This is a genomic window from Anaerotaenia torta (assembly GCF_050433395.1).
Taxonomy (GTDB): domain Bacteria; phylum Bacillota; class Clostridia; order Lachnospirales; family Lachnospiraceae; genus Mobilitalea; species Mobilitalea torta.
The window spans coordinates 696611-723234 of the sequence record NZ_JBNPXH010000001.1; the positions used below are offsets into that span (position 1 = coordinate 696611).

At 48.1% G+C, this 26624-nt stretch carries 18 protein-coding genes and 2 pseudogenes; 13 read left to right on the top strand and 7 right to left on the bottom strand.

Annotated features, from left to right (window positions below):
* The first annotated feature begins 24 nt into the window (after window positions 1-24).
* From gnpA to HNQ56_RS03070, 6 genes are all read left to right on the top strand, one after another.
* Entirely contained in the window at window positions 25-2262 is a 2238-nt protein-coding gene (gene gnpA, locus HNQ56_RS03045) for a 1,3-beta-galactosyl-N-acetylhexosamine phosphorylase (protein WP_429142678.1), read from the top strand.
* A gap of 389 nt (window positions 2263-2651) precedes the next feature.
* Window positions 2652-3482 carry a sugar phosphate isomerase/epimerase family protein gene (locus HNQ56_RS03050; protein ID WP_429142681.1) on the top strand — a complete coding sequence of 277 codons (831 nt, stop codon included), beginning with the start codon at window positions 2652-2654 and terminating at the stop codon, window positions 3480-3482.
* 63 nt (window positions 3483-3545) lie between these two features.
* Window positions 3546-4319 carry a non-homologous end joining protein Ku gene (gene ku, locus HNQ56_RS03055; protein ID WP_429142684.1) on the top strand — a complete coding sequence of 258 codons (774 nt, stop codon included), beginning with the start codon at window positions 3546-3548 and terminating at the stop codon, window positions 4317-4319.
* A gap of 2 nt (window positions 4320-4321) precedes the next feature.
* Window positions 4322-6895 carry a DNA ligase D gene (gene ligD, locus HNQ56_RS03060; protein WP_429142687.1) on the top strand — a complete coding sequence of 858 codons (2574 nt, stop codon included), beginning with the start codon at window positions 4322-4324 and terminating at the stop codon, window positions 6893-6895.
* Window positions 6896-6993: 98 nt separating this feature from the next.
* Complete coding sequence (locus tag HNQ56_RS03065) at window positions 6994-7692, top strand: response regulator transcription factor (protein ID WP_429142688.1); 699 nt, start codon at window positions 6994-6996, stop codon at window positions 7690-7692.
* Complete coding sequence (locus HNQ56_RS03070; RefSeq protein WP_429142691.1) at window positions 7667-10162, top strand: sensor histidine kinase; 2496 nt, start codon at window positions 7667-7669, stop codon at window positions 10160-10162. The genes HNQ56_RS03065 and HNQ56_RS03070 overlap by 26 nt, the downstream gene beginning before the upstream one ends.
* A gap of 149 nt (window positions 10163-10311) precedes the next feature.
* Here HNQ56_RS03070 and HNQ56_RS03075 read toward each other — a convergent pair.
* Window positions 10312-10488: pseudogene (locus HNQ56_RS03075) on the bottom strand (IS110 family transposase); the annotation flags it as partial.
* Between the two features lie 650 nt (window positions 10489-11138).
* Between HNQ56_RS03075 and HNQ56_RS03080 the strand changes: the two are divergent.
* A pseudogene (locus HNQ56_RS03080) lies at window positions 11139-11895 on the top strand (group II intron maturase-specific domain-containing protein).
* A 52-nt stretch (window positions 11896-11947) separates the two neighbouring features.
* Here HNQ56_RS03080 and HNQ56_RS03085 read toward each other — a convergent pair.
* Window positions 11948-12301, bottom strand: a complete 354-nt coding sequence (locus HNQ56_RS03085; protein WP_429142694.1) for a P-II family nitrogen regulator — start codon at window positions 12299-12301, stop codon at window positions 11948-11950.
* A gap of 24 nt (window positions 12302-12325) precedes the next feature.
* The gene (locus tag HNQ56_RS03090; protein ID WP_429142696.1) at window positions 12326-12562 is read right to left on the bottom strand and encodes a hypothetical protein; all 237 of its coding nucleotides are present in this window, start codon (window positions 12560-12562) and stop codon (window positions 12326-12328) included.
* A 576-nt stretch (window positions 12563-13138) separates the two neighbouring features.
* On the opposite strand from HNQ56_RS03090, the gene HNQ56_RS03095 reads away from it, so the two are divergent.
* The 3 genes from HNQ56_RS03095 (at window position 13139) to HNQ56_RS03105 (ending at window position 15154) form a co-directional block, all read left to right on the top strand.
* Entirely contained in the window at window positions 13139-13699 is a 561-nt protein-coding gene (locus HNQ56_RS03095) for a hypothetical protein (RefSeq protein ID WP_429142698.1), read from the top strand.
* Window positions 13681-14244 carry a chymotrypsin family serine protease gene (locus HNQ56_RS03100; protein ID WP_429142701.1) on the top strand — a complete coding sequence of 188 codons (564 nt, stop codon included), beginning with the start codon at window positions 13681-13683 and terminating at the stop codon, window positions 14242-14244. Before HNQ56_RS03095 ends, HNQ56_RS03100 begins: the two co-directional genes overlap by 19 nt.
* Before the next feature lie 67 nt (window positions 14245-14311).
* On the top strand, window positions 14312-15154 hold the full coding sequence (locus tag HNQ56_RS03105; RefSeq protein WP_429142703.1) for a hypothetical protein: 843 nt from the start codon (window positions 14312-14314) through the stop codon (window positions 15152-15154).
* A 54-nt stretch (window positions 15155-15208) separates the two neighbouring features.
* Here HNQ56_RS03105 and arcC read toward each other — a convergent pair whose 3' ends face one another.
* From arcC to dpaL, 4 genes are all read right to left on the bottom strand, one after another.
* Window positions 15209-16147, bottom strand: coding sequence for a carbamate kinase (arcC, locus tag HNQ56_RS03110; protein WP_429142705.1), 939 nt, complete (start codon window positions 16145-16147; stop codon window positions 15209-15211).
* A 174-nt stretch (window positions 16148-16321) separates the two neighbouring features.
* The gene (gene ygeW / locus HNQ56_RS03115) at window positions 16322-17512 is read right to left on the bottom strand and encodes a knotted carbamoyltransferase YgeW (protein WP_429142707.1); all 1191 of its coding nucleotides are present in this window, start codon (window positions 17510-17512) and stop codon (window positions 16322-16324) included.
* A 99-nt stretch (window positions 17513-17611) separates the two neighbouring features.
* Window positions 17612-18916: a YgeY family selenium metabolism-linked hydrolase gene (locus tag HNQ56_RS03120; protein WP_429142710.1), complete on the bottom strand. Its 1305-nt coding sequence runs from the start codon at window positions 18914-18916 to the stop codon at window positions 17612-17614.
* Between the two features lie 12 nt (window positions 18917-18928).
* Window positions 18929-20137, bottom strand: a complete 1209-nt coding sequence (dpaL, locus tag HNQ56_RS03125) for a diaminopropionate ammonia-lyase (RefSeq protein WP_429142712.1) — start codon at window positions 20135-20137, stop codon at window positions 18929-18931.
* 559 nt (window positions 20138-20696) lie between these two features.
* Here dpaL and ssnA point away from each other — a divergent pair.
* From ssnA to hydA, 3 genes are all read left to right on the top strand, one after another.
* Entirely contained in the window at window positions 20697-22028 is a 1332-nt protein-coding gene (gene ssnA / locus HNQ56_RS03130) for a putative aminohydrolase SsnA (protein WP_429142715.1), read from the top strand.
* A gap of 18 nt (window positions 22029-22046) precedes the next feature.
* A complete protein-coding gene (ygfK, locus tag HNQ56_RS03135) occupies window positions 22047-25043 on the top strand; it encodes a putative selenate reductase subunit YgfK (RefSeq protein ID WP_429142716.1) in 2997 nt (998 codons plus the stop codon).
* A 177-nt stretch (window positions 25044-25220) separates the two neighbouring features.
* Entirely contained in the window at window positions 25221-26597 is a 1377-nt protein-coding gene (gene hydA, locus HNQ56_RS03140) for a dihydropyrimidinase (protein ID WP_429142718.1), read from the top strand.
* The last annotated feature ends 27 nt before the right edge of the window (window positions 26598-26624 follow it).

Here is a 26624-nt window from a genome sequence, read left to right on the forward strand (position 1 = left end):
TAACAGAGGAATCGAGAGGATGGCATGATGAGGGAAGCAAACAACGACAAGCCAAAAGCGGCTCGTCTTATGTTAGACAATGACAAGCAGAAAACGGCTCGTCTTATGTCCAATAAAAGGGGTGGCTTTACTTTGCCCGGAGAATCGGGCTATGAAAGGCTGACCCTGCAAATGGCGGAGAAATGGGGGGCCGATGTGATCCGCGACAGCGACGGCACAGTTTTATCCGAGGATATTATAAAATCCGGCTACAGTATCTATTCGACCATATGTATCATACGTGATCACAATGCTTGGGCGAAGGAACACCCGGAGCAATTGCAGCAGACCTTTCTCATGACCCCTCCCAGGGTCGCGGAGGGAGAGCGGCTTGCGATCCCGTTAATGGAGAGCTTCTTCAAAGAGCAGTTCCAGGTCAATGCATCCGGGGATGCCATGAGGTACTGGCAGGTCTACGACCGGACCTCGGAGCAGGAATTGCCGAGGGAGAATTGGTCTTATGACCGGGAGCAGGAGAGCGTTATCATTACCGGCGCCCACCCCTGGCACAGATACAGTGTAAGCTTCCTGGCATACCGGATCTGGGAAGAGATATCTATGTATAATCACACCACCAACCATTGGGACAAAGAGCATTTGATGCAGATTGACCCGATGCACGCACAGGTGCAGGAATATCTGCTGGAGTGGATGGAGAACTGGTGCAGGGAGCATAAGGAGACGAATGTGGTGCGCTTCACCTCCATGTTCTATAATTTTGTATGGATTTGGGGCAGTGATATTAGGAATCGACATCTTTTTACCGACTGGGGTTCCTATGATTTCACCGTCAGTCCCTTGGCTCTGGACCGTTTTGCCCAGCGCTACGGATATTCTCTGACCGCGGAGGATTTCATCAATCAGGGAAAATTCCATGTAACCCATATGCCTGGCAATCAGCGCAAGGCGGATTGGATGGAATTCGTCAATGATTTTGTAATAGGATTCGGCAGAAAGCTGATTGATATCACCCATGCCCACGGAAAGCAGGCCTATGTATTCTATGATGACAGCTGGGTGGGAGTGGAGCCTTATAACGGCAGGTTTCATGAGTTTGGCTTTGACGGCCTGATTAAATGCGTGTTCTCAGGATATGAGGCCCGGCTCTGCGCCGGAGTGGAGGTGGGAACCCATGAGCTGCGGCTGCATCCCTATCTATTTCCCCTCGGACTGGGCGGCCTGCCCACCTTTATGGAAGGCGGGGACCCGACCGAAGACGCCAGGCAGTATTGGATTAAAATCCGCAGGGCTCTGTTGAGGGAGCCGGTGGACCGTATTGGTCTGGGAGGATATCTGCATCTGGTAGAGGAGTATCCTGATTTCTGCGACTATATTGAGAAGGTTGCCGATGAGTTCCGTTTTATACGGGAGCTTCATCATGCGGGGGCGCCTTACCGGATCAAGACCAGGGTAGGGGTGCTGCATAGCTGGGGAAAGCTGCGTTCCTGGACCCTGTCCGGGCATTTCCATGAAACCTATATGCATGATCTGATCCATGTAAACGAGGCTCTGTCCGGGCTTCCGGTAGAGGTCAGCTTCCTGAGCTTTGAGGACATCAAACAGGGAGCGTTGAAGAATGTGGACGTTATCATCAATGCTGGCTATGCCGGCTCTGCCTGGAGCGGCGGTGACTGCTGGAAGGATGATAAGGTGGTTGAGCTGCTTACCCAATGGGTGCATGAGGGCGGAGCCTTTCTGGGAATTAACGAGCCTTCGGCAGTGGAAGGCTATGATACTTATTTCCGTATGGCCCATGTGCTGGGACTGGATCTCGATACCGGTGCCAGGGTCTGCCACGGAAGATGGAGCTTTGAGATTGCGCCGGATGAAATACTTCTTCCTGCCAACAGCAGTGTAAAGGGCAAGCCGGGGCTGTATCTTACGGATGGCCGGGCAAAGGTATATGCGGTAGAGGGCAGCACACCCGCGATCACTTCCAATGAGTTTGGCAAGGGAAAGGGGATCTATCTGTCGGACTTCGCACTGAGCCTGGAGAATACCAGAATGCTGCTGAATCTCATCTGTTTTGCCTCAGGAGAAGGCCAGGGAGGCAGATACATTACGGATAATACCTATACGGAATGTGCCTATTATCCTGAGAGCCGGACGCTGATTGTTCTCAACAACAGTGAGGAAGAGCAGACCGCCCGGATAGAAACGGATTATGGTACGGTGACGGTGACAGTGGAAGCTTTTGATAATAAGCTTATGGTGCTGGAATAGCCCGTTCCCGTATCTGTAAATGAGATAGTAGTTGCTTACAGTTTCGCTGGTGATGTCACCGACGGAACTGTAATGTGTATATGGGCCTATCTAAATGACATTGGATCAGAGGGAGCACCATGTCATCCGGCCGACCTCTGATCTGTAACAAAAGATAGATAGCATGACGGTAAGGATTTGTGCTATAATATTAAGAGACGGATCGGGCATGTAAATCGGAAGAGTGTGCAGACCGGCCCATGAGGCACGGGGCAGAAAGAGAGAATGTAAGGATAAGAACCAATCGGGCTCTGGTGTCGGTTAGCGGATGCCGGGGCTGTATTTTTAAGTCGGAAACACATAATTACAGGCCGAAGGATAATAATTGGAAGATGATAGGAGGAAACAATATGCAGTTAGGAATAAGATTACATGACGCCAGGGTATTACCGTTGGAGGAGCGCCTTCAGGCAGTGAGGGAGCAGGGATTTTCCTGTGCCCATGTGGCGTTGTCAAAAGCCATTGATGAATTTCCCGTAAGCGAGGATGCGTTGACGCCGGGGCTTGCCATGCACCTAAAGAAAATATTTCAGAAACAGGAAATTGACTTTGCGGTGCTGGGCTGTTATTTGAACCTGACTCACCCGGAACCCGGGGAATTGAAGAAGCTGACGGATACCTATATTGCCCATCTTCGGTTTGCCTCATTGTTAGGCTGCGGGGTAGTGGGTACGGAGACCCCTGATGCAAGGAACGGGAGTGAGGCGGAGCGCCGCAGCGAGGAGACCTACCGGCTGCTGAAGGCCAATCTCCGGCCTGTGGTGGAAGCGGCGGAGAAACTGGGAGTTCTGCTGGCAATTGAGCCGGTCCGCAGCCATATTATCTATGATGCCAAAAGGGCCAGAAGGCTTCTGGATGACATTGCTTCTCCGAATCTTCAGATTATACTGGATCCGGTCAATCTCCTGGCAATGGATAATTACGGACAGCAGACGGAGGTCCTTGAGGAGGCCATAGAGCTTCTGGGGAAGGAGACGGCGGTTGTTCATATTAAGGATTACAATGTTGCGGGGGATTCCCTGGCGTCCTGTGCCGCCGGTCTTGGAGTCTTTGACTATGGCCCTCTGGTTCGCTTCATCAAGAAGCAGAAACCCTACATGCACTGTACCTTGGAGGATACGAAGCCGGAGAATGCCGCCGCGGCAAGGGCGTATATCCAGTCCCTGTGGGACGCCTTATAAAGAAATTTTCACATGAATACTTAATATGCAGTTGGAAACAATAACCTTGGAGGTGTTTCAATTATGATGTCGCGCAAATCGGTTATAACCTTTGGGATGGTTGCGATTCCAATTGCAATGTATACAACCACACAGGATAATGATATCCATTTTAATCAGCTGCACAAAGAAGACAACAGCCGTATCCGTTACAAGAAAACCTGCGCCCACTGCGGCAAGGAGGTGAAGGCGGAGGATATTGTCAAGGGCTTTGAGTACGATGATGACAAGTATGTCATTGTCACGGATGATGAGATTGAGAAGATCAAAACAGAAAAAGAAAAGTCGATTCAGATTCTGCATTTTGCCCAGTTGAACCAGATTTCTCCCGTTTATTACGAGAAGACTTATCAGGCGGCTCCTGAGGCCGGGGGAGAGAAGGCCTTTGAGCTGCTCCGGTCCGCTTTGATGGCGGAGCAGAAGATCGCCATAGGCAAGACCGTTATGGGAACAAAAGATACATTGATGGCCATCATTCCGCGGGAAGAAGGTATCCTCATTTCCACCATGTTCTATGGGGATGATATCAAGGAGTTTCAAAAACAGTATACGAAGCCTGAGGTATCCGAACAGGAATTGAATATGGCAAAAACACTGATTAATTCCATGGACACACCCTTTGATCCCGCTAAATATAAGGATGAATATCAGACAAGGCTCCGTGAACTCATCGAGACAAAGATCTCCGGAAAGCAGGTAATCGCTTCCGAGCCCGACACCACCGGTAAGGTCATCGATCTCATGGAGGCGCTGAAGGCCAGCGTTGAGAAGGCGAAGCAGGACAGGGAGACAGCGTGATAATGGAAGAAAAGCTAAATGAATACAACCGGAAAAGGAATTTTGACAAAACCCTGGAGCCGGAAGGAATAACAGAAGCTTCGGCGGAAGGTATGGCTGTACCGGCCGAAGAGAACACATACAATCACGGAGAGATGACACAGACCCTGGACCCTGGCGGACAGGGTCTGCGATTTGTTGTCCAGCTCCATATAGCCAGCAGAAAACACTACGATTTCCGTCTGGAGTGGGAGGATGTTCTTTTGAGCTGGGCATCGCCCAAAGGACCTTCCTATAACACCCGTGATAAAAGGCTTGCCGTCAAGGTAGAGGATCACCCCCTGGAATACAAGGATTTTGAAGGGGTGATTCCTAAGGGCGAATATGGCGGAGGCGTGGTTATGCTCTGGGATGAGGGCTTTTGGGAGCCCCAGGGAAACGTGGAGGAAGGGCTTGCCAAAGGGGAGCTGAAATTTATTCTGAAGGGAAGACGGCTGAAGGGGAAGTGGGCCCTGATCCGATGGAAGGCGAAATCCGGCGAAGCGAAGGAGAATTGGCTCCTGCTGAAGGAGAAGGACAGCTATGCCGGGGAAGAAGACGGGATAACCGGATTTGATACCAGTATCCGGACCGGACGAACCATAGCCGAGATTGAGGAAGGAAAAGGGGAGCAAATCACCAGAAATCCTTTCGATAAAGCAGAGGTTCAGCTGGCTAAATTGGTTAACAGGATCCCGAAGGAGGATGGCTGGTTATATGAGCTGAAGTATGACGGTTTCCGAATCATTGCCTATACGGAAGGAAATCGTGTCCGGCTGGTTACCAGGAATGGCAATGATTATACGAAGCGGTTCCCGGAGATTGTCTTCCGTCTTATGGAGCTTGCTTCCGGCAGGGCAATGGTTCTGGACGGCGAGATGGTGATCACCGATGCCCAGGGCAGGACGGATTTTCAGGCCCTGCAGAATTATTTAAAGAATCCCGGGAATAAAAATCTGACTTACATTGTCTTTGATCTTCTGGCTCTGGATGGCGAGGATCTGAGGGAACGCCCTCTGATTGACCGGAAGGGGCTTCTTGAGGAGCTGATGAAGGATGCCCCTAAGAACCTGTACTATGGCCGTTATGTCATGGGAAAGGGAGAAGAAAGCCTTCTTGCTGCCTGTGAAGCCGGGATGGAAGGGATCATAGGGAAGAAGGTCAATTCCAGCTACAGCGGAACCAGGAACGGTGACTGGATTAAGCTAAAATGTGATAACAGACAGGAATTTGTCATAGGGGGATACACTCTTTCGGATAAGAAAACCAGCGGAGTAAGCTCCCTGCTCCTTGGCTTCTATGAGAATGATGCTCTTGTCTATGCCGGACGTGCCGGAACCGGCATGAGCGAGGCGGATATGGAGGAGCTGGAAGAAAGCTTCAAGAAGCGGAAGAGGCCGGATTCTCCCTTCCTGACCCCTCCGCCCTCCGGCCCGAAGGAAAGGCTCATATGGCTTGAACCGGAGCTGGCGGCGGAAATCAAATTCGCAGAGTGGACGAAGGATAACCGGTTAAGGCAGGCGAGCTTCAAGGGCTTGCGCACGGATAAGGAGCCCAGAGAGATAATGAGAGAGAAGGAAGAAGCCAAAATACGGCTTGAACCTTCCCTTGAAGGAGGAAGACGGATGGAAGAAAAGACAGAAGGTCTTGTGGTGGCAGGGATCAAAATTACCAGTCCGGATAAGGTGGTATTCCAGGAGCCTGAAATTACGAAGGCAGATGTGATCCGATACTATGAAAAGGTATCGGAACGCATGCTGCCCTATGTGAGCCGCCGAATCCTCAGTGTCGTGCGCTGCCCAAGGGGAATAGAGCAGGCCTGCTTCTTTCAGAAGCATCCCGCCCAGGGGCGGGGAGGGAATTTTGCTTCCCCTGCTGCTGACAGAGGGGAGAAGCTTTCTGTTCCCGGCGGAAGCGGGGGGATTGTTAGTATCCCGGTGATTACGGACGGCGAGGCGGAGGAGTATATCTATATTGAGAATATGTCCGGTCTTATATTCCAGACACAGATGGGAACCCTGGAGTTCCATATCTGGGGAAGCCGTGTGGATCAGTTGGAGAGGCCGGATATGATGGTATTTGATCTGGATCCGGATGAGGGAATGGATCTGGGCCGGGTGCGGCAGGGGGCACGGGATATGAAGGAGCTTCTTGCGGAACTGTCCCTGGACTCCTATCTCAAGACCAGCGGCGGCAAAGGCTATCATGTGGTAGTTCCTCTGAAGCCGGCTGTGACCTGGGAGGTGTTCTATGATTTTGCAAAGCGTGTCGCCCAGGTAATGGAGCAGAAGTGGCCGGACCGCTATACCAGCAATTCCAGGAAAAACAAGCGCACCGGCAAGATATTTGTGGACTGGCTCCGAAATGGCAGAGGAGCTACCAGCGTCGCTCCCTATTCCCTGAGAGCGAGAAAGGGTGCCGGGGTATCCATGCCCATCACCTGGGATGAGCTTGACACGGTTGCCCCTGACGGAATCCGGATGGAAGATGCGTTGATGAGAATGAACGGCAGTGACCCATGGGAGGGCTTTTTCCAGAAGAACCAGATGCTGAAATAAATACATTTCATGGGAAACTTAAGAAAATCTTTTGTTTTGTATGAAGCTGAGCTTTAGATTTTACATTTATTATTACAGGGGTAACAAGGGAGGACGCTATGGATTTAAATCATATTCTGGTAGTTGAGGATGACAAGGAGATATTGGAGGGCATCTGTATCCTGCTGAGAAATCAGGGATATGCCGTCTATAAGGCGGCTGATGGGATGGAAGGGCTGAAGCTTTTGGAGAAGGAAGAGATCCATCTGGCAATCGTGGATGTTATGATGCCGAAGATGGACGGCATAACTATGACAATGAAGCTGCGGGAGCAATATGAATTCCCTGTCATCATGCTGACCGCCAAATCAGAGGAGATTGACAAAGTAACTGGTCTGAACATCGGCGCGGATGACTATATGACAAAGCCCTTCGCGCCCATGGAGCTGCTGGCCAGGGTCAACTCCCAGCTCAGGCGTTACACAAGATACCGGGGTGCACCCAATAAGCCGGAGGAAAATGTATATGTCTGCGGAGGGTTGGAGCTGAATGAAAATACAGTACAGGTAACCGTGGACGGAAGCCCGGTGAAAATCACGCCTTTGGAGTTCAAGATACTGGCATTGCTGATGAAGCACCCCGGCCAGGTGTTTTCAGCGGATGCCATCTATGAGAGGGTATGGAATGAACGTCCGGTAGGCACCGATACAATTATGGTTCACGTCCGTAACATCCGGGAGAAGATTGAGATTGATCCGAAAAATCCAAAATATTTAAAGGTGGTGTGGGGAGTTGGATACAAAATTGAAAAGCGATAAGCCCAGGAGGGCAGCAGGGATATTGGTCAGCGCGTTGGTGATCCTTGGCGTGGCAGCGGCAATGATAGCCTCCTATCAGGAAGTGATGAGGCTGTATCAGCGTCTGGCGGATAAGCTGGAGAAGAGAAGGCAGGAAAATCAGGAATACATAAAAGAGTACTACATGGAAGAATTTCTGGATGATCTGGCCCGCAATAATTACGTACTATATTGGAATATGCAGATGGATGGGGACCATGTGCAATGGATGCCGTCGTCTGTTTTCTTGAAAAACGGGGCATCTTCTTCGGAAGATTTACCAGGAATGCAAGGAAATGAGGCCAGGGATGAGACAAATGGAGGAGATGGCGGGGCCGAAATTCCTGAAGAACCGCAGGAAGGGAGCACCAAAGTAGATGGAACGACAGGGAACCCTGAAGAGACACCGGTTGCGAATGACCTGGAAGAGACAGCGGATTGGACAGGAGCAGATTCAGAAAACGAGAGTTCAAAGAAAAGAGTGATGCGTCCTGCTTCAGACGGATCGAGAGTCTACACGGTAGAGGAGACAGACTTTACGGATTCGTTCGACAGCTTGCTGTATCGATGGAAAGATCATTTTGAGGACAGCAAAGAATATTATCCTAATCTGGAATATGCTGTTTTTAATCACTCGCCAGAGGGATTTCTGGACGAGTATTATAATTCGGAATCTTTGGCTGATGCAGTAAGAGAAAAAGCATCGCTGAAAGAGAAGTATTCCTTCTACATTATATTTGAATACAACGGCGAGGGCATACTGCAGATTACAGATTTTGCCGGATATAGCCAGCAGCAGATGGACCAGCTGCTTGAGGAATGCCGGAATAAATATCTATTCCGTAATGAGCTGGACCGATATGAACAAAATCGATTTACGGATCAGATAAAAAGTCCTTCCAATGTAACAATAGCCTATGCTTCTGAATATGAGGCAGTATACTTTCCCGGAGGGACAGTACCGTATGGAGGGGATCATCCGCTGATGGAATTCAGCGACGGTGCTTTTCTATATCTGGTGTGTATTGCAGCGGGTATTATCGTGATATTGGCGCTGCTGCTTCCGTTGATCAAGCCCCTGGGTATTGGAGGGGGACTGGCGGCAAAGCTTCCCCTGGAGTTTGCTTTGGCAGGAGTCGTGCTGGTTGTTGGTGTGTATGAGGGGCTCCTCGTTATGGCGTGGGAAACGATAACCGATTTCTTTCTGACTCAGCCTGATTGGTCCGTATGGAGCGGAAAGACCCTGCATATTCTGGATTACAGCTTTAACTTTGCGGTTTTTGCAGTTCTTGGAGGAGTTCTGTATCTGTCGGTACTCATTTTCCGCAGATGTTTTGTGATCGGCCCCAAGCGTTACCTGAAGGAGCAGACACTGGTGGGCAGGCTTGTAATATTGCTGGTACGTTTGTTTAAACGTCTACACAGGAGCGTTAAAAAACAGTGGAAGAGCCTGAGTGAGATTGACTTGACGGACCGTTCCAACCGGATTCTTATCAAGATACTAGCGGTCAATTTTGTTGTTCTTGCCCTGTGCTGCAGCATATGGGTAATAGGGATAGCTATGCTGATTCCTTATAGCGTTCTGCTCTTCTTCCTTCTGCGAAGATATCTCGATGATATCAAAAGAAAATATGCGATTCTTCTGGAAACCGCAAGCGGGATGGCGAAGGGGAATCTGGAGGTAGATATCCAGGAAAAGCTTGGAATATTTGAACCTCTGAAGCAGGAGCTGGCTAAGGTGCGCCATGGCTTTAAAAAGGCGGTGGAGGAGGAGATGAAGAGCCAGAGAATGAAGACGGACCTGGTCACCAATGTCTCCCATGATCTGAAAACTCCCCTGACTGCCATCATCACCTATGTGGATCTGCTGAAGGATGCCAATATTACAGAAGAGGAGCGGGTATCCTATATTAATACCCTGGATATGAAGTCCCAGAGGCTTAAGCGGCTCATTGAAGATCTCTTCGAGGTCAGCAAGGCCTCCAGCAATAATATCACTCTGAACTATGTGGAGGTGGATCTGGCGGCTCTGATACGCCAGGTGCTGCTGGAGCTGGATGATAAGCTGAGCCGAAGTGAAGTGGAATTGCGTCTCCAGATTCCGGAGGAGAAGATAATGCTTGAGCTGGACAGTGAGAAAACTTACCGGATCTTCGGAAATCTGATTACAAATATTATAAAATATGCCATGCCCCGCACCAGAGCTTATATCATTCTGGAGGACGAAGGGGAGCAGGTGGTTGCTACATTGAAGAACATATCCGCCCAGGAGATGGGCTTTGATACCCAGGAGATTACCGAACGCTTTGTGCGGGGAGATCAGTCCCGCAACACGGAAGGCTCCGGGCTGGGTCTGGCAATCGTGAAGAACTTTGTGGAGCTCCAGGGCGGCAGCTTTGAAATCATCGTGGACGGTGATCTGTTCAAGGCCGTAATTACCTGGAAACGCTAGAAGGGTGTCATAGAAGAAAGGGAAGGGAAGAAAGGGTGTCAAAAGAAAGGGTGTCAGGCACCACGTCGTGGTGCCTGACACCCTTTCTTTCTTTATGTGCGCCCGGCGGGCGCACGTTCTAACGGGTGCAAGTCCCGAATCCGCCCGGTAGTATGTTCCATGACAATCTTTGTGTCTCCATCTAAAGCCTTTAATTGAGCTATTAGATGTTTGATATCAGGTGCTGTGTGTTTTACATCAAACGGTCGGGCAACAATCTCTCCAAAGGGACGAAGGATGGCTATAGTGCTTTTGTTTTTTGACACATCAATACCTACTGCATTCATTATGTTCTCCTTGGCTTTAATTAATCAATGGTAAGTTGTCAGCTTTACCTATTGCATATTCTAACTACTGACTGACACGAACGTATAAGCTCAACCTGCGTAAAACGAACGCTGCGAATGAGGGCTGGCTGACATTCTACCGGACGGACGCGAAGTCCAAGTGGGAAGCAGTCATACCATTGTCCCCTCTATTCTAACAGCTTAAGCAATAAGAAGGATATAGACATGGCTGGCTGCCACATACCTCATCCTGATTCTTATTGTAGTAGTGGGAAGGATATAGCCGAAGGCAAGGGTGTCCATCGTGAGGTGGAATCTGAAGGAAGCTGGATACTGGGAACATACTAACCAGTGGGCAAATCTCTGGTCTGACGAACAGAAATCACATCAGGCTATGCATGAGGGTAAGGCTGCATAACAAGTCGAAGCCCAATAACTACACAGAATCATGTATGGTAAATGTGGCAGATGGATGGAGAGAAAGAACGTGTGAGTACCCGGGGAGGTCTGTATGATACGCTCTGAAAGGAGTAACTATTATCGTAAGGTAATACTGAACGTACAGAAGTCAGCAGAGGTCATATTAGCCGAGAGGTGAAGGACCGAATCAATAGGAGTCCCAAGTATAACCGAGAAAGGAGGAATGGTTTATGAAGGCAGAAAACTCTGATAACAGAGACTGTCCGCAAAGAGATAGTGCGGAACATGAAGGGTATGCGGAAGTGCGGAGGTCATTCCATTCGATATGGAAAGAAAAGGACAGTGCACAGCCAGAACTCTTAGAGAAGATACTGTATAAAGACAATCTCAACAGAGCTTTTAAGAGGGTGAAGGCAAACAAGGGAGCACCGGGAATCGACGGTATAACAGTCGATGAAATAGGTGCATACCTTCGGGAAAATCAGCAAGCAATTATCGAGGAGATATACAAGGGGAAATATACACCCGACCCGGTAAGACGTAAAGAAATCCCGAAAGCAGACGGTGGAGAGCGAAAGCTTGACCACAACAAAGTTTAAATCGAAGCTGAAAGAACTTTCTTCCCGAAGGTCAGTTCAGAGCATACGACCGGCATTGGAAAAGATAAAGGTATATGCTAGAGGATGGCTTAACTATTACGGTATAGCAAGTATGAAGAAACCCATAGATGAAATCGACAAATGACTCAAGCATCGAATTCGCATGTGTATATGGAAACAATGGAAGAACCCGAAAACCAAGAAGAGGAATCTGATGAAACTTGGTATACCCGAATATTTTGCACACCAAGCGGCAAATAGCCGAAAGAAACATTGGTATGTATCGGGAATGGGAGCGGTCAACAGAGCATTAACAAAAGAAAGACTGATAAACAGTGGCTATTATGACTTAGCCACAGCCTATCAGTCAGTGCACATCAACTATTGAAAGCGCCGTGTACCGAACGGTACGCACGGTGCTGTGAGAGGACGGGAGTTAATCACTCCCTCCTACTCGATAATGCTGCGTCGCCGTGTTCTCTAGTTCGAATTCGGATACAGTCGAGGACATCGGAGATGAATATTTTGCCGTCGCCCATCTCGCCGGTCTCCGTAGCGGACAGGATGGTATCAAGCACTTCTTCAAGGCGTTGGTCAGGGATGATAATTTTGACCTCGATCTTAGAGAGGGTGTTCAGGATAATTTCGTTGCCCCGGATATATTCGGTAAAGCCGTATTGCTTGCCGCAGCCCAATACCTGGTTGATGGTCAGCCCGTTTATCCGGATTTTCAACAGGGCGACCTTTAGAGGTTCCAGAGATTCCGGTCTTATGATTGCTTCTATTTTCTTCATTGAGGTATACTCCTTTTTCAGTGATTAATCCAGGCCGTTGAAGGCGGGGTAAGCCATTTCGCCGTGCTCTGTGAGATCCAGTCCCTGCGCCTCCTGGGCCTGTGTCACGCGGAGGGGTATGAACAGCTTGATGACGCTGAGGATGGCAAAGGTTGCAATGCCCGCAAATGCGATGGTGATCAGGATGCTGGCGGCCTGGACGGCAAACAGCCGGATTTCACCGTAGATAAGGCCGTTCCATTCCGGCGTAAAACAGTGCAAGCCCCGGAGTCACGAGGAAAACGAAGGCAGTGCATATGACAATAAAGGCGGTGTTAGCTAAGTTGATTTCCATAGATAAAATCCTCTCTCTCAATTAGTTGTAAAAGCGCAGCTTGCAGAATCAAAGAGGTCAAAGCTTTCGCTTTGACCTCTTTGTCATGAATTTATGTAATATTTTGAATTATTGCATGAAACATATTAATTGTCAAGAAAAATTTTAAAAATAAAAAAACAAAAAAAGCAGAAAAGAGAGGGAGGGGTTGTCAGGCACCCTATCTTTTTGAGCATAAACAGGGCAGAGGAAAATAAAAGTAAAATTTGTATTGACCTACCAAGGTTGATGTGATATATTAAAAAAAATTGATAGATTTTATTGGATAATTTCAATATTAGGCAGACTATTAAGCTGAAATAAAGGTAATTGAATAAATGATAATGCTAAGATGAATAAAATGTTTTGATGTTTGTGAGAGCCACATTGACCTATTGTGAATCTTTTGGGGGTGATTCCGGTGGAATAAAAGAAAACAGTTAACAATGATATAAAAATAGTGATAATACGAGTAGGATATGAGTATGAGAAAATGGATTAGTTTATTAATGGCGAGCTTGCTTTTGCTTTTAAGTGTATCTAATGGTTCATTTGTTTATGCAAATAGTAAAGTGTTAATCGACCAAGAAGAAGCATTAAATGCATATGAGAAAATTATATCTAATTTTAAAAAGACAAAAGAAGGGGATATTATTTATCCTAATGAGTATGGGGGTGAATATATTGATAATGATATATTAGTTATACAATTAGTTGAACCTTCTGAAGAAGTTAAAGAAAAGTATCTTGCAATGTGTGAGTATTCAAATAAGATAAGATTCGAAGAAGTTACATATTCTTTGATGTTTCTTAACCAAATTCATGAATACGGTAATATACTCAGAGGTAAATATGAAAAAATTGGGTATGGAGTAGATAGAAGAAATAACCGTTGTTTTATAAATGTTACAGAGGAAGATAAAAATAAGTTGATAGAGGAGATAAGTTATTCAAAGAACATGCTACCAATTGATGTAGAAGCTTTGGATTTGGTTCTGTTTTTGCCAATATATACGGGGGTACATCTTTGGATGTTGATACAGTAACATGCTGTGGGACGTATAATGGGCAAGCGGCGATTTTATTGTGCGGTCATTCTGGACGAAGTGTTGGATCATCTGTATATGATGCGAGCAATACAAAGATAGCAACAGTTAAGGCGACAAATTATGGAAGTACTATGAGAGGTGACTATGCGATTGCAACACTAAGCAGTGGTTTTTCGACGACTAACTATGTAAAGAAATCAAATACAGAGTTTTTTCCTATCACTGGAGTTACATCCACGCCAGTAGGTACTCTGATATATCGTTATGGAATGAAAACGGGCTATTCTTCGGGGATAGTTCAGAATGTTGATTATACAGTGCAGTTATCAGGAATTTATTTTCTTGGCTTAGTGCAAAGTGCAATGGACATATCATTAATTCCGGGAGATAGTGGGGGACCAGTTTATACACATTTTAGCAGTTATAATATTGCCGGTACAATAACGGGAGGCTCTTTAATCCCGATAAATAATCATCATATAATGTATTTTTCACCAATTTCTTATGCGATGAATAGCGGATTTGTTCCGAAAACAAATTGAGACACTATGTTAAAATATGGGAAAATAAATTTTAAGTACGAAATTGTAGCAAAAGGGAAAGCGGAAGATGGATAAGAGTAGGATAAGGTATTTTTTGTTGGTGATAATTGACATGTTAATTATTGTGATCTTGTTATTTGGAGTATATGATGTGAGGTTGAAGAATCAAAAGATAAGAAATGGATATCTTAATGGAGAATACTTATACCGATTTATATCAAGTGTAAATAAAGATCATCCCTATGAGCAAAGAAACAATTTGCAGGATGCGGACCTGATGGGAGAATACCTTTCTGATAGGTCTTATTTGATAATTTATATGCCAGGTAGTAAAGAGGTAGAATTTACTTTAAAGCATACCTTGAATTACTATAGTAAGCCAAGTATCTTGTCTAAGAAAATTTTGAGTATTCCAGCAGGAAGTATCTGTTATGATGACTATAAAACAAGTAATACTAAAAAAAGCATTTATGAAATTTATGGTTTTCGCAGCTGGCCGACTTATCATAAGGGATGGAGATTAGTAATTCCGTTTGCAACTAAAGAGACGTTGGAAGAATATAAAAAAAATGAAATAGGGATTCCGTATTACATAAGAACGAATGATCTGTATCAGTCTTTTTATGATTATATATCAGGAGAAAATAAGGCGGCCTATTATTCAAGATTTGTATATTCGGAAAGCATGGATGTGGACAAAAAAGCAATGTATTGGGATTTTTATGAGAAAGATAAAATGTTATATCAAAAAGGATATTTTCTTTCACCGGATTTTTATCAATCATTTTGGAATAGGGGTTATATAGTGTTAATATCTGTAATGTTTGTTTTGTCTGTACTATTAATGCTGCCTATTTATAAAAAAATAAAAAAAAAAGCAATAAAACAAGGTGTTTTGTTAAGGTGTTAAAGAGGGCGTCGCAAAATCATTAAAATAAATTGATAAAGCGATGCCCTCTTTCTTCTATTGATCTACAACTACAGTTCCAGTGAGTCCGTTAATTCCATCCCTGGCCTTCTCAAGAAGGGTGATGAGGGCGGAACGGTTGGGCTTGGAGGAAGCGAATTCAATCGCTGCCTGCACCTTGGGAAGCATGGAGCCGGGGGCAAAGTGACCCTGGGTGATATATTCCTCGGCTTCTGCGGTACTGATGCGGTCCAGCCATTTTACATCCGGCTTGCCGAAGTTGATAGCGACCTTCTCAACTGCCGTCAGGATGATGAATACATCGGCATCGATCTCCTGAGCGATTAAGCAGCTGGCAAAATCCTTATCGATTACGGCGCCCACGCCCTTGAGATGGTTGCCGTCGCGCACTACGGGGATACCGCCGCCGCCACCTGCAATGACGATCTCGCCTGCGTTCAGAAGGCTCTTCACTGTGTTGATCTCAACGATTTCCTTGGGTCTGGGGGAGGCTACTACTCTCCGGTATCCTCTGCCGCTGTCTTCCACTACAGTGAAGCCTTTTTCCTTGGCTACCTCGGCCTCTTCCGCAGTCATGAAATGTCCGATGGGCTTAGAGGGCTTTTCAAAAGCCGGGTCCGCCTCATCCACCCTCACCTGGGTGATTACGGTTGCAACCGATTTGTTAATTCCCCGATTGAGCAATTCTTCCTTCAGCGCGTTCTGAAGATCGTAGCCGATATATGCCTGGCTCATGGCTACGCATACGGACAGGGGTGTAAAGGTCGGATGCTCCGGATTCTGGCGTCCGTATTCCGCCATCGCCTGATTGATCATACCAACCTGGGGGCCGTTGCCGTGGGAGATTACCACCTCGTGCCCTTCTTCAATCAGGTCCGCAATAGCTTTGGAGGTCTTCTGTACGGCGATCATCTGCTCCGGCAGATTATTGCCCAGGGCATTGCCTCCCAATGCGATAACAATTCGTTTTTTCATAATAATTAACCCTACGTTGTCAATAACGTATCCTTTCTCACAGCCTGCAAACTTTATACCACTTTATTTTGTTAATATCATGGAGTTTGATAAGAGAAAGGAAGACCCTGTCTCCCTTTCTCTTATAGAATCAATCAAAAATCAATTAAAAATTTCTTGGCATCAACGGAAGGATTAGTCAAACTTTCTCTTGTCAGCACGCTCTTCCAGGCTCTTTAATACGGCCTGAGGATTCTCGAACTTGCTTAAGAACATCATAGCTGCAATGATATACGGCTTGTAGCTGGCTTCCTTGTATAAAGGAGTGCGGTAACGGTCGAATACAGATGCATCAACCTCGCCTTCCTTACAGCTTACGCCAGTGATGTCGGCAGGCAGGCAGTGCATGTAAAGAGCCTTGCCCTCCTTCGTCAGCTTCATCATTTCTTCGGTACATGCCCAATCCTTGTGCTGTGCGTTCTGTGCCAGCAATTCCTTCTCGAGAGCCTTGATGCCGTCGAAATCATTGTTGCCGTACAGCTCGGTACGCTTCTCCATTGCCTTGAAGGGAGCCCAGCTCTTAGGATATACAATATCAGCATCCTTGAAGGCTTCTGCCATATTGTTGGTCTTGGTGAAGGAACCGCCGGATTCAGCAGCATTCTTCTTCGCTACTTCCTCTACCTCTTCCATAACCTCATAGCCTTCGGGATGAGCAAGGACAACGTCCATCCCCATACGTGTCATCAGACCGATAATACCCTGAGGAACGGAGAGGGGCTTTCCATAGGAAGGAGAGTATGCCCAGGACATAGCGATCTTCTTGCCCTTAAGATTTTCAATTCCGCCGAATTCATGAATGATATGAAGCATATCTGCCATGGACTGGGTGGGATGGTCGATGTCGCACTGAAGGTTTACCAGAGTAGGTCTCTGCTCCAGAATGCCATCTTTGTTGCCGGCTTTAACAGCATCGGATACCTCATGCATATAAGCATTGCCCTTGCCGATGTACATATCATCACGGATACCGATAACGTCAGCCATGAAGGATACCATGTTAGCGGTTTCACGAACGGTCTCACCATGAGCAACCTGGGACTTGCCTTCGTCCAGATCCTGAACCTCAAGGCCTAAGAGGTTACAAGCAGAAGCAAAGGAGAAACGGGTACGGGTGGAATTGTCACGGAAGATGGAGATACCAAGTCCGCTCTCAAATACCTTCGTGGAAATGTTGTTCTCTCTCATGTAGCGGAGAGCATCAGCAACGGTGAAAACAGCCTCCAGCTCGTCTGCGGACTTTTCCCAGGTTAAGAAGAAATCATCATTGTACATGTTCTTAAAATCCAACCTATTCAGCTTATCAATGTAATCCTGTAATTTCATACATATCTCCTTTTCTATTGGGTGTAATCCCTCTTTGATGATTACACATATTTTATGATTAATTAACTGCTTAAAGCATTCTGTAATGTCCCGGTCCTGCTATTTGCAGTACAGTGTGGGAAGGGCTGCGTAAACTGCCGCGCATTTTACCAGATCCTCTTTGTAGGTCTTCTCGTTGGGAGCATGAGCCTGAGCCTCTGCGCCGGGGCCGAAGCCGATGCAGGGGATGCCGTTGCGTCCCATGATGGAAACACCGTTGGTAGAGAAGGTCCATTTGTCGGTAAGGGGACGGGCCTTTCTCATGGCATCTGCATCCGGAGCACCGCTGCGGGCAGTTCCGTAGAGATTGGTGTAAGCTTCTTCCATTGCCTTGGTAACGGCATGATCCTCCGGGATAACCCAGGTAGGGAAGTAGCATTCGATGGGATATACCAGGTTGGTGTAGCTGGGTCTGTCATACTGGTACATGCTTACCTGTGCATTATATTTCTTAACGAAAGGAAGCTGACGGATCTCCTCTAAGCAGCTCTCCCAGGTCTCGCCTGCGGTCATGCGGCGGTCAAGGGATACGGAACAGGAGTCGGCAACTGCACAGCGGCTGGGGGAGGTGAAGAAGATCTCGGAGGTGGTTACGGTACCGCGTCCTAAGAAACGGGCTTCCTTCCACTGATCATTGAACTTCTCGTCCAGCATCTTAACCAGACCTTTGATTTCCTTGTCATCTGCAGCGTCGTTCTCGTTGAGGTCACGGACATTCTGAAGAATATCAGCCATCTTGTAGATTGCGTTGTCACCGCGCTCCGGAGCGGAACCGTGACAGGAAACACCCTGAACGTCAATGCGAATCTCCATACGTCCGCGCTGCCCGCGGTAGATGCCGCCGTCGGTGGGTTCGGTGGATACTACGAAATCCGGTCTTACCTTATCTTCATTAATAATATACTGCCAGCACAGGCCGTCGCAATCCTCTTCCTGAACGGTACCGGTAACCAGTACGGTGTACTTGTCGCTCAACAGGCCCAGATCCTTCATGATCTTTGCGCCGTATACTGCGGATACAATGCCGCCTAACTGATCGGAGGTGCCGCGGCCGCCGATCTCCGTATCATCCTCATAGCCTTCATAGGGATCGAACTTCCAGTTGGCACGGTTGCCGATACCAACGGTATCGATATGGGCGTCAAAGCCGATGAGCTTCTCGCCGCTGCCCATGTATCCAAGGATATTACCCATAGAATCGATGACAACCTTATCGAAGCCAACGGCGTTCATCTCGGCCTCAATACGCTTTATATGTCCTTCTTCGCCGCAGCTCTCGCCGGGAATTGCCACCAGTTCCCTTAAGAACTTGGTCATTGCGGGTAAATAGCCTTCGGATGCTTGTTTGATTTTGTTGAAATCCATGTTATTTCCTCCTTAAAAATATTGTTGTCCGTCCCATACGATTTCCTTATAGCGGTCGGGATCGGTATCGCCTTCTGTTGAGAATAAAAGCACCTTGGAGTTTTCGTCCAGTTTTAACTTTTTTTTCAAATCGGCCAGTTCGGGATTGGTCATGATCTCCACTAATACGCCGAAGGGAGCGGCTCCGGATTCACCGGATACCACCTGGGGATCACCCTTGATGGGAGCGCTGAGCATTCTCATGGCTTTGGCGGCAACCCAGTCGGGAGCAGCCACGAATACGGCCACATGGTTCTTCAGAATATCCCAGGAGGTGGTGTTGGGCTCACCGCAGGCCAGACCGGCCATGATGGTCTGCATATCGCCTTCTACAATATATTCTTCCCCGTCACCGGCTACGGCGCCCTTATACAGACAGGCTGCGGCATCGGCTTCCACAACAACTACCGTGGGAGGATTCTCGGGGTACTTATTAGCGAAATATCCCTGTACCGCTCCGGCCAGGGAACCGACACCCGCCTGGACAAATACATGAGTAGGACGGTCGGTACCGGCTTCTTCCAGCTGTTCGCTTGCTTCCATTGCCATAGTGCCGTAACCCTGCATGATCCAGGAGGGGATCTCCTCATAACCGGGCCATGCGGTATCCTGAACCACCACGCCGTTGGGCGTCTTGGCGGCAGCAGCGGCAGCCATGCGGACACACTCATCATAATTCACTTCTTCGATGGTTGCGGTAGCACCTTCTGCTTTAATATTATCCAGTCTTGTCTGGGTGGAGCCCTTCGGCATATAGACAACAGCCTTCTGCTTCAAGCGGTTGGCAGCCCATGCAACTCCGCGGCCGTGATTGCCGTCGGTAGCGGTAAAGAAGGTTGCCTGTCCGAACTCCTCTCTCAGCTTATCGCTGGTCAGAGTCTCGAAATCCAGCTCGGACACATCGCGGTTGGTCTTCTGCGCGATGTAACGGGCCATAGCAAAAGAACCGCCCAGAACCTTGAAAGCGTTTAAACCGAAACGATAAGATTCATCCTTCACATATACCTTCCCCAGTCCCAGATAGTCAGCCATATGGGGCAGACCGGCAAGGGGGGTCTTTGCATAACCGGGGATCGTCTGATGAAAGTCATGGGCCTTACGCACCTCATTCAGGTCCATGACCTTGAGATTAGCATCGGCAGTTTTTGGCATAGTGTTCTGAATCCATTTGATCTTATCCATGATTACCTCCTAATTAAAATATGTAACATTTGTGATTGCGAGATGCTTTGCCGAATCCTTAATTGCAGGTATGAGATTTGGAAAAGCGGGTATGCTTTCTTTGAATACATTTCTTATTATGAGAAAAAGATTGGATCTTCATGCATGCGGTATAAGTGTTAAAATCTTGATAAAGGTATTTTTAGTGCTTTTGACCCGCATTTGATCCTCAGAGCATGTCTATGGAATCATCATAGCATATTAAAAGAAAAAATCAATACATTTTCTTCAAAAAATAAAATTTTTAATTTTTTTATAATTTTATTTGATTTTACATTATGTTAGTGATAAACTATAATAGTATAAAATATAATATGCTAAACTATGCATATTAGACAAATAAATATCAGATCATTGTGCATAAACTACAATGAATAAAAATTTTTGGGTGAAAGTGATTGTTTAGTTTTATTTTTTTAAAAAGCAAATTAGATCGACTGATCAAACAAACTATACAATTCATACAACGGCTGTGGAAAACCAAGACTTTTCATCAGCAGAAAGAAAGGAGATCATTATCATGATACTGATTGGCAACGGAAGAGTAATTACACGGGATGCCCGGCGGCCTTTGATTGAAAACGGAGCCGTACTGACGGACGGAACCCGGATACGCAAGGTGGGAAGCACGGAGGAGCTGAAGAAGGAGTATCCGGATGCTGAGTGGGTGGATGCCGGAGGCGGTTTGATTATGCCGGGACTGATTAATACGCACAACCATATTTACAGTGCCATGGCAAGGGGTCTGGCAATTAACAATTACAATCCGGAGGGATTCCTGGACATCCTTGACGGGCTCTGGTGGACCATTGACCGTCATCTGACCCTGGAGCAGACCAGGCAGAGCGCGATCGCTACTTATATTGATTGTATTAAGAACGGCGTCACCACGGTATTTGACCATCATGCCAGCTTCGGAAGCATCGAGAACAGCCTGTTCACTATCGCGGAGGCTGCGAAGGAGCTGGGAGTAAGGACCTGTCTGTGTTATGAGGTATCCGACCGTGACGGGGAAGAGAAGATGAGGGCCAGCGTCAAGGAGAATGCGGAATTTATCCGGTATGCACAGAAGCAGACGGATGATATGGTGAAGGGTATGATGGGAATGCATGCCGCCTTTACCATCTCTGACAGCACCTTCGCTTTCTGCAGGGAGAATACGCCGGAGACAGTAGGGTATCATATTCATGTTGCAGAAGGCATTGAGGATCTTCATGCGTCTCTTAAGAACCACGGCAAGCGTATTGTGAACCGTTTGATGGATGTGGGTATCCTGGGACCGAAGACCATCACCGCCCATTGTATCTATGTGAATCCCCAGGAGATGGAGCTGCTGAAGGAAACGGATACCATGGTGGTTCATAATCCGGAATCCAATATGGGCAATGCCTGCGGCTGCCCGCCCACCATGGAGATATTCCACAGGGGAATTCTCACCGGACTGGGAACGGATGGATATACCAATGATATGTTTGAATCCTACAAGGTTGCCAATGTGCTGCATAAGCATCATCTCTGCGATGCCAACGCGGCCTGGAGCGAGGTTCCGGCCATGCTCTTTGAGGGCAATGCAAGGATTGCAAACCGGTACTTTGAGACACCTCTGGGTGTTCTTAAGGAAGACGCCGCTGCGGATATCATTGTAGCGGATTATGATCCGCTGACACCCCTTACTGCCAATAATATCAACAGCCATATGGTATTTGGATTAAATGGCAGCAAGGTGGTCACCACGATGATCAACGGCAAGGTTTTAATGAAGGATCGTCAGCTCCTTCATATTGATGAAGCAAAGGCTATGGCAGATTGCAGGCAGCAGGCACAGCTTCTTGCAGAAAGCATTAATGGATAAGATTAGGAGGATAAGAGAATGGGAGATAGAATGACGCCGATTCCATTTCATAATTTAATGGATTGGATCATGACAGAGAAGAAGGAAACAGGAAGGGTATTCGGAGTTCGCAGACCCTTTGTAAAGAAGGGAGACAAGGTATTGCACATCTTCGGTGAGAAGCTGGAGACTCCTTTTGGTCCGGCTGCCGGTCCGGGTACCCAGCTGACCCAGAATATTGTCGCGGCCTATTATGCAGGCAACCGCTTCTTCGAGCTGAAGACGGTTCAGATCCTGGACGGAGAGGATCTTCCTGTAAACAAGCCCTGTATTCTGGCAGAGGATGAGTGCTATAACTGTGAGTGGTCCACAGAGCTTCGGGTACCGGATGCGTTGGACGAATACATTAAGGCATGGATTGCCCTTAAGGTTATCAGCAGGGAGTTCGGCCTGGGCGCGGAGGACGGCTTTGTATTCAATATGAGTGTCGGCTATGACCTGGCCGGTATTAAATCAGAGAAGATCGATACCTTTATCAATCATATTACGGATGCCCGCAAGGCTCCCATATGGCAGGAATGCATGGATTATCTTCTGGAGAATGCGGATCGTTTTGAAAAGGTGGATAAGGCCTATATCGAGGGCATTTCCCCGAAGGTATGCACCTCCGTTACCGTGTCCACCCTTCACGGGTGTCCTCCCCGGGAGATTGAGAGCATTGCCTCCTATCTGCTGAAGGAAAAGCATCTGAACACCTATGTAAAATGCAACCCGACGCTGCTGGGCTATGAGGCGGCCAGGGACATTATGGACAGCATGGGATATGATTATGTAGCCTTCGGTGATTTCCACTTCAAGGATGACCTGCAGTTCGAGGATGCGGTTCCCATGCTGGGACGGCTCCGGGGCCTGGCAGATAAGGAGGGACTGGAGTTCGGCGTGAAGCTGACCAATACCTTCCCCGTGGATGTTACCCGGAAGGAACTGCCCAGCGAGGAGATGTACATGTCGGGCCGCGCACTGTGCGCACTCTCCCTGTCGGTGGCACTGAAGCTGTCCAGGGCTTTTGAAGGAAAGCTTCGTATCTCCTATTCAGGAGGAGCGGATTACTTTAATATTGACCAGCTGTTCGGGCTTGGAATCTGGCCGGTTACCATGGCTACCACCTATCTTAAGACAGGCGGCTACCAGAGAGGAACACAGATCGCCAGGAAGCTGGATGCGATGGAATATAAGGAGTTTGACGGAGTTGACGTAGCAGGGCTGGAGAAGCTGGTCAGCGAGGTCATGACGGATAAACATTATACCAAGAGCTTAAAGCCCCTGCCTTCCAGGAAGAGCGTGGATAAGGTTCCGCTGATCGACTGCTTTATGGCGCCCTGTAACAGGCAGTGCCCCATTCACCAGGATGTTCCCACCTATCTTAAGCTGGTGAGGGACGGCGAATACCTGGAGGCTCTCCGGGTAATTACCGACAAGAACGCACTTCCTTTTATTACAGGAACCATCTGCAGCCATACCTGTATGAATAAATGTACCCGTAATTTCTATGAGGAATCCATACAGATCCGCGGGGCGAAGCTGGTGGCGGCGAAGAAGGGCTATGATGAGCTGGTGAAGGAATTGAAGCCCTCCGGCCGCTTTAAGGATAAGAAGGTAGCCGTAGTAGGTGCCGGTGCGGGCGGAATTGCCAGCGCATTCTTCCTGGCAAGGGAAGGAGCCCGGGTTACGGTATTTGAAAAGCGCGAGAAGGCCGGCGGTATCGTAAGATATATCGTGCCCGAATTCCGTATTCCCAGCGAGGACGTGGAGAAGGATGTCAGCCTGGCTAAGGCCATGGGTGCCAAGTTTGAATTCAATCATCCCATCCATGACCTGAAGGAGCTTAAGGATGCGGGATTTGAATATATTATCCTGGCGGTGGGTGCCAACAAGGGAACACCCCTTGGCATTGAATGTGATAAGGAAATCAACGCAATTGAATTCCTGGAGGCCTGCCGGAACCGTCCCGAGACGCTGAAGCTGGGCAAGAACGTGGCTGTCATTGGTGCCGGCAATACCGCGATGGATGCGGCAAGAGCGGCAAAGCGTATGCCGGGCGTGGAGAATGTATTCATTGTATACCGCCGTACGGTAAAATATATGCCTGCGGATGAAGAAGAGCTTGAGCTTGCACTGGAAGATGGTGTAGAATTAAAGGAGCTCCTTGCACCGGTGGCACATAGAGACGGCAAGCTGATCTGCCATAAGATGATACTGGGTGAGATGGACGCTTCCGGAAGACAGAAGCCTGTGGAAACAGAGGAAATAATAGAGCTGGATGTGGATACGGTAGTTGCTTCACTGGGTGAAAAGGTGGATGCTTCCTTCTATGAGGGACTTGGCCTGAAGATCACCAGCAGAGGTGTCGCAGAACTGAATCCCCTTACCATGGAATCCTCTGAGGAGCATGTGTATGTAGTGGGAGACGGAGCCAACGGCCCGGCAACCGTAGTAGAAGCAATCCGGGATGCCTCCAAGGCGGTGAACGCGATTCTTGGAATTGAGCCCAGGCCGGCTCTGGTAAGTCCTTTGGATGAAAAAGAGATCGCAGAGAAGAAGGGTGATCTGGCAATGCCCGGCGAGGATAAGGAAGAGGGCAGCCGGTGTCTGGAATGCAACCTGATCTGTGAAGCATGTACGGAGGTATGTCCCAACAGGGCCAATATCTCGGTCCGTGTTCCGGGAGCCAGGATGGCACAGATCATTCATGTGGATTATATGTGCAACGAATGCGGTAACTGCACCAGCTTCTGTCCTTATGACAGCTCTCCTTACAAAGAGAAATTCACCTTATTCAGAACCATAGAGGAATTTGAAGACAGCGGGAATCAGGGCTTCGTTCCCTTGGATATGGACAAGGCGCTGTTCCGGGTAAGACTGGGGGATAAGGTACAGGATGTGAGGCTGTATGATACCTCCAGCGGGCTGTATGCGGATATCAGAAAGCTGATGCTGGCAGTTTATGAGGATTACCGCTATCTGATGCTGGCATAATCAGAGTGGATGGAAATCAGGAGTAAAAGATAATATAACTGTAACTGAGCAGGAAGGGGAGATGGCGGGAAGCCATTGACAGCAAGTTTGTGTCTGCGCTGCGCACACAAACTTGTTCCTGCGTACAGGCGTATACCGTGGGAAAAGCCATAAAAGCAGCGCAGAAATGGGGTAAATATGGATCTTTTAATAAAAGGCGGAGTAGTTGTAACAGCCGAGAAAAGCGCCGTATTGGATATTCGTATCCACGGGGAAACCATAGCCGAGCTGGGGGAGAATCTGTCCCCTCAGGGTGAGGCAGTCATTGATGCGGCGGGAAAGTTGGTCTTCCCTGGATTTATTGATACCCATACACATTTTGATCTGGATGCGGGGGATTTCTTTACCGCGGATAATTTTGAGACCGGATCCAGAGCGGCGGTAGCCGGCGGAACGACCATGGTATTGGATTTTGCCACACAGAACAAGGGAGAGACCCTGGATGAGGCGCTTCAGGCATGGCATAGAAGGGCGCAGGACAAATCCTCCTGCCACTACGGTTTTCATATGTCCATCAGTGACTGGAACGAGCATACAAGGAAGGAACTGAAGGACATGACCAGGGCAGGCATCACCTCCTACAAGCTGTACATGGCCTATGATAACCTTAAGGTGAATTCAGGGCTGATGTATGAGATACTTAAGGCGGTAGAGGAGGAAGGAGGTATCATCGGGGTTCATTGCGAGGATGGAGATCTGGTGAATACGCTGATCCGGGAGCAGAAGGCGCTGGGAAATCTGTCGCCCAAGGGGCATCCCCTGTCCCGTCCCGACGAGGTGGAGGCGGATGCGGTGCATCAGCTGCTGACAGTTGCGAGACTGGCGGAGACCCCGGTTAATATCGTCCATCTCAGCTCCAAAAAAGGCTATGAGGTGGTAGAAGCAGCAAGAGCCCAGGGGCAGAGGGTCTATGTGGAGACCTGTCCCCAATATCTTCTGCTGGAAGATTCAAAATATGGGCTTGAGGACTTTGAGAGTGCCAAATACGTGCTGTCCCCTCCCCTTCGCAAGAAGGAGGATATGAGGTGTCTCTGGAAGGCCTTGCAGGAGAACCAGGTTGATACCATAGGGACGGATCATTGCAGCTTTTATTTTCATGGACAGAAGGAGCGGGGAAGAGAGGACTTCTCCAGGATACCCAACGGTATTCCCGGAGTAGAGCATCGTCCCGTCCTGCTGTACACCTATGGAGTGGCGGAGAACCGTATTACGAAGGAGCAGCTCTGTGCAGTGCTGTCCACCAACCCGGCAAAGCTTTTCGGAATGTATCCGAGGAAGGGCGCCATCCGGGAGGGCAGCGATGCGGATCTGGTTATATGGGATCCGGAATATCAGGGAGTGATTACAGCCGCTGAGCAGCTTCAGAGATGCGATTATACTCCTTATGAAGGCTTTGCCGTAAAGGGCTGTGCCGACCAGGTGCTGTTAATGGGTAAGGTGGTGGCGGAGAAGGGCAGAGTGCTTCTGGAGAAGGAAGGACGCTATGTGCACCGGGGACCGAGACAGGACTTTTAAAGCGGAAATCGAAGTTGTAAACCAAGA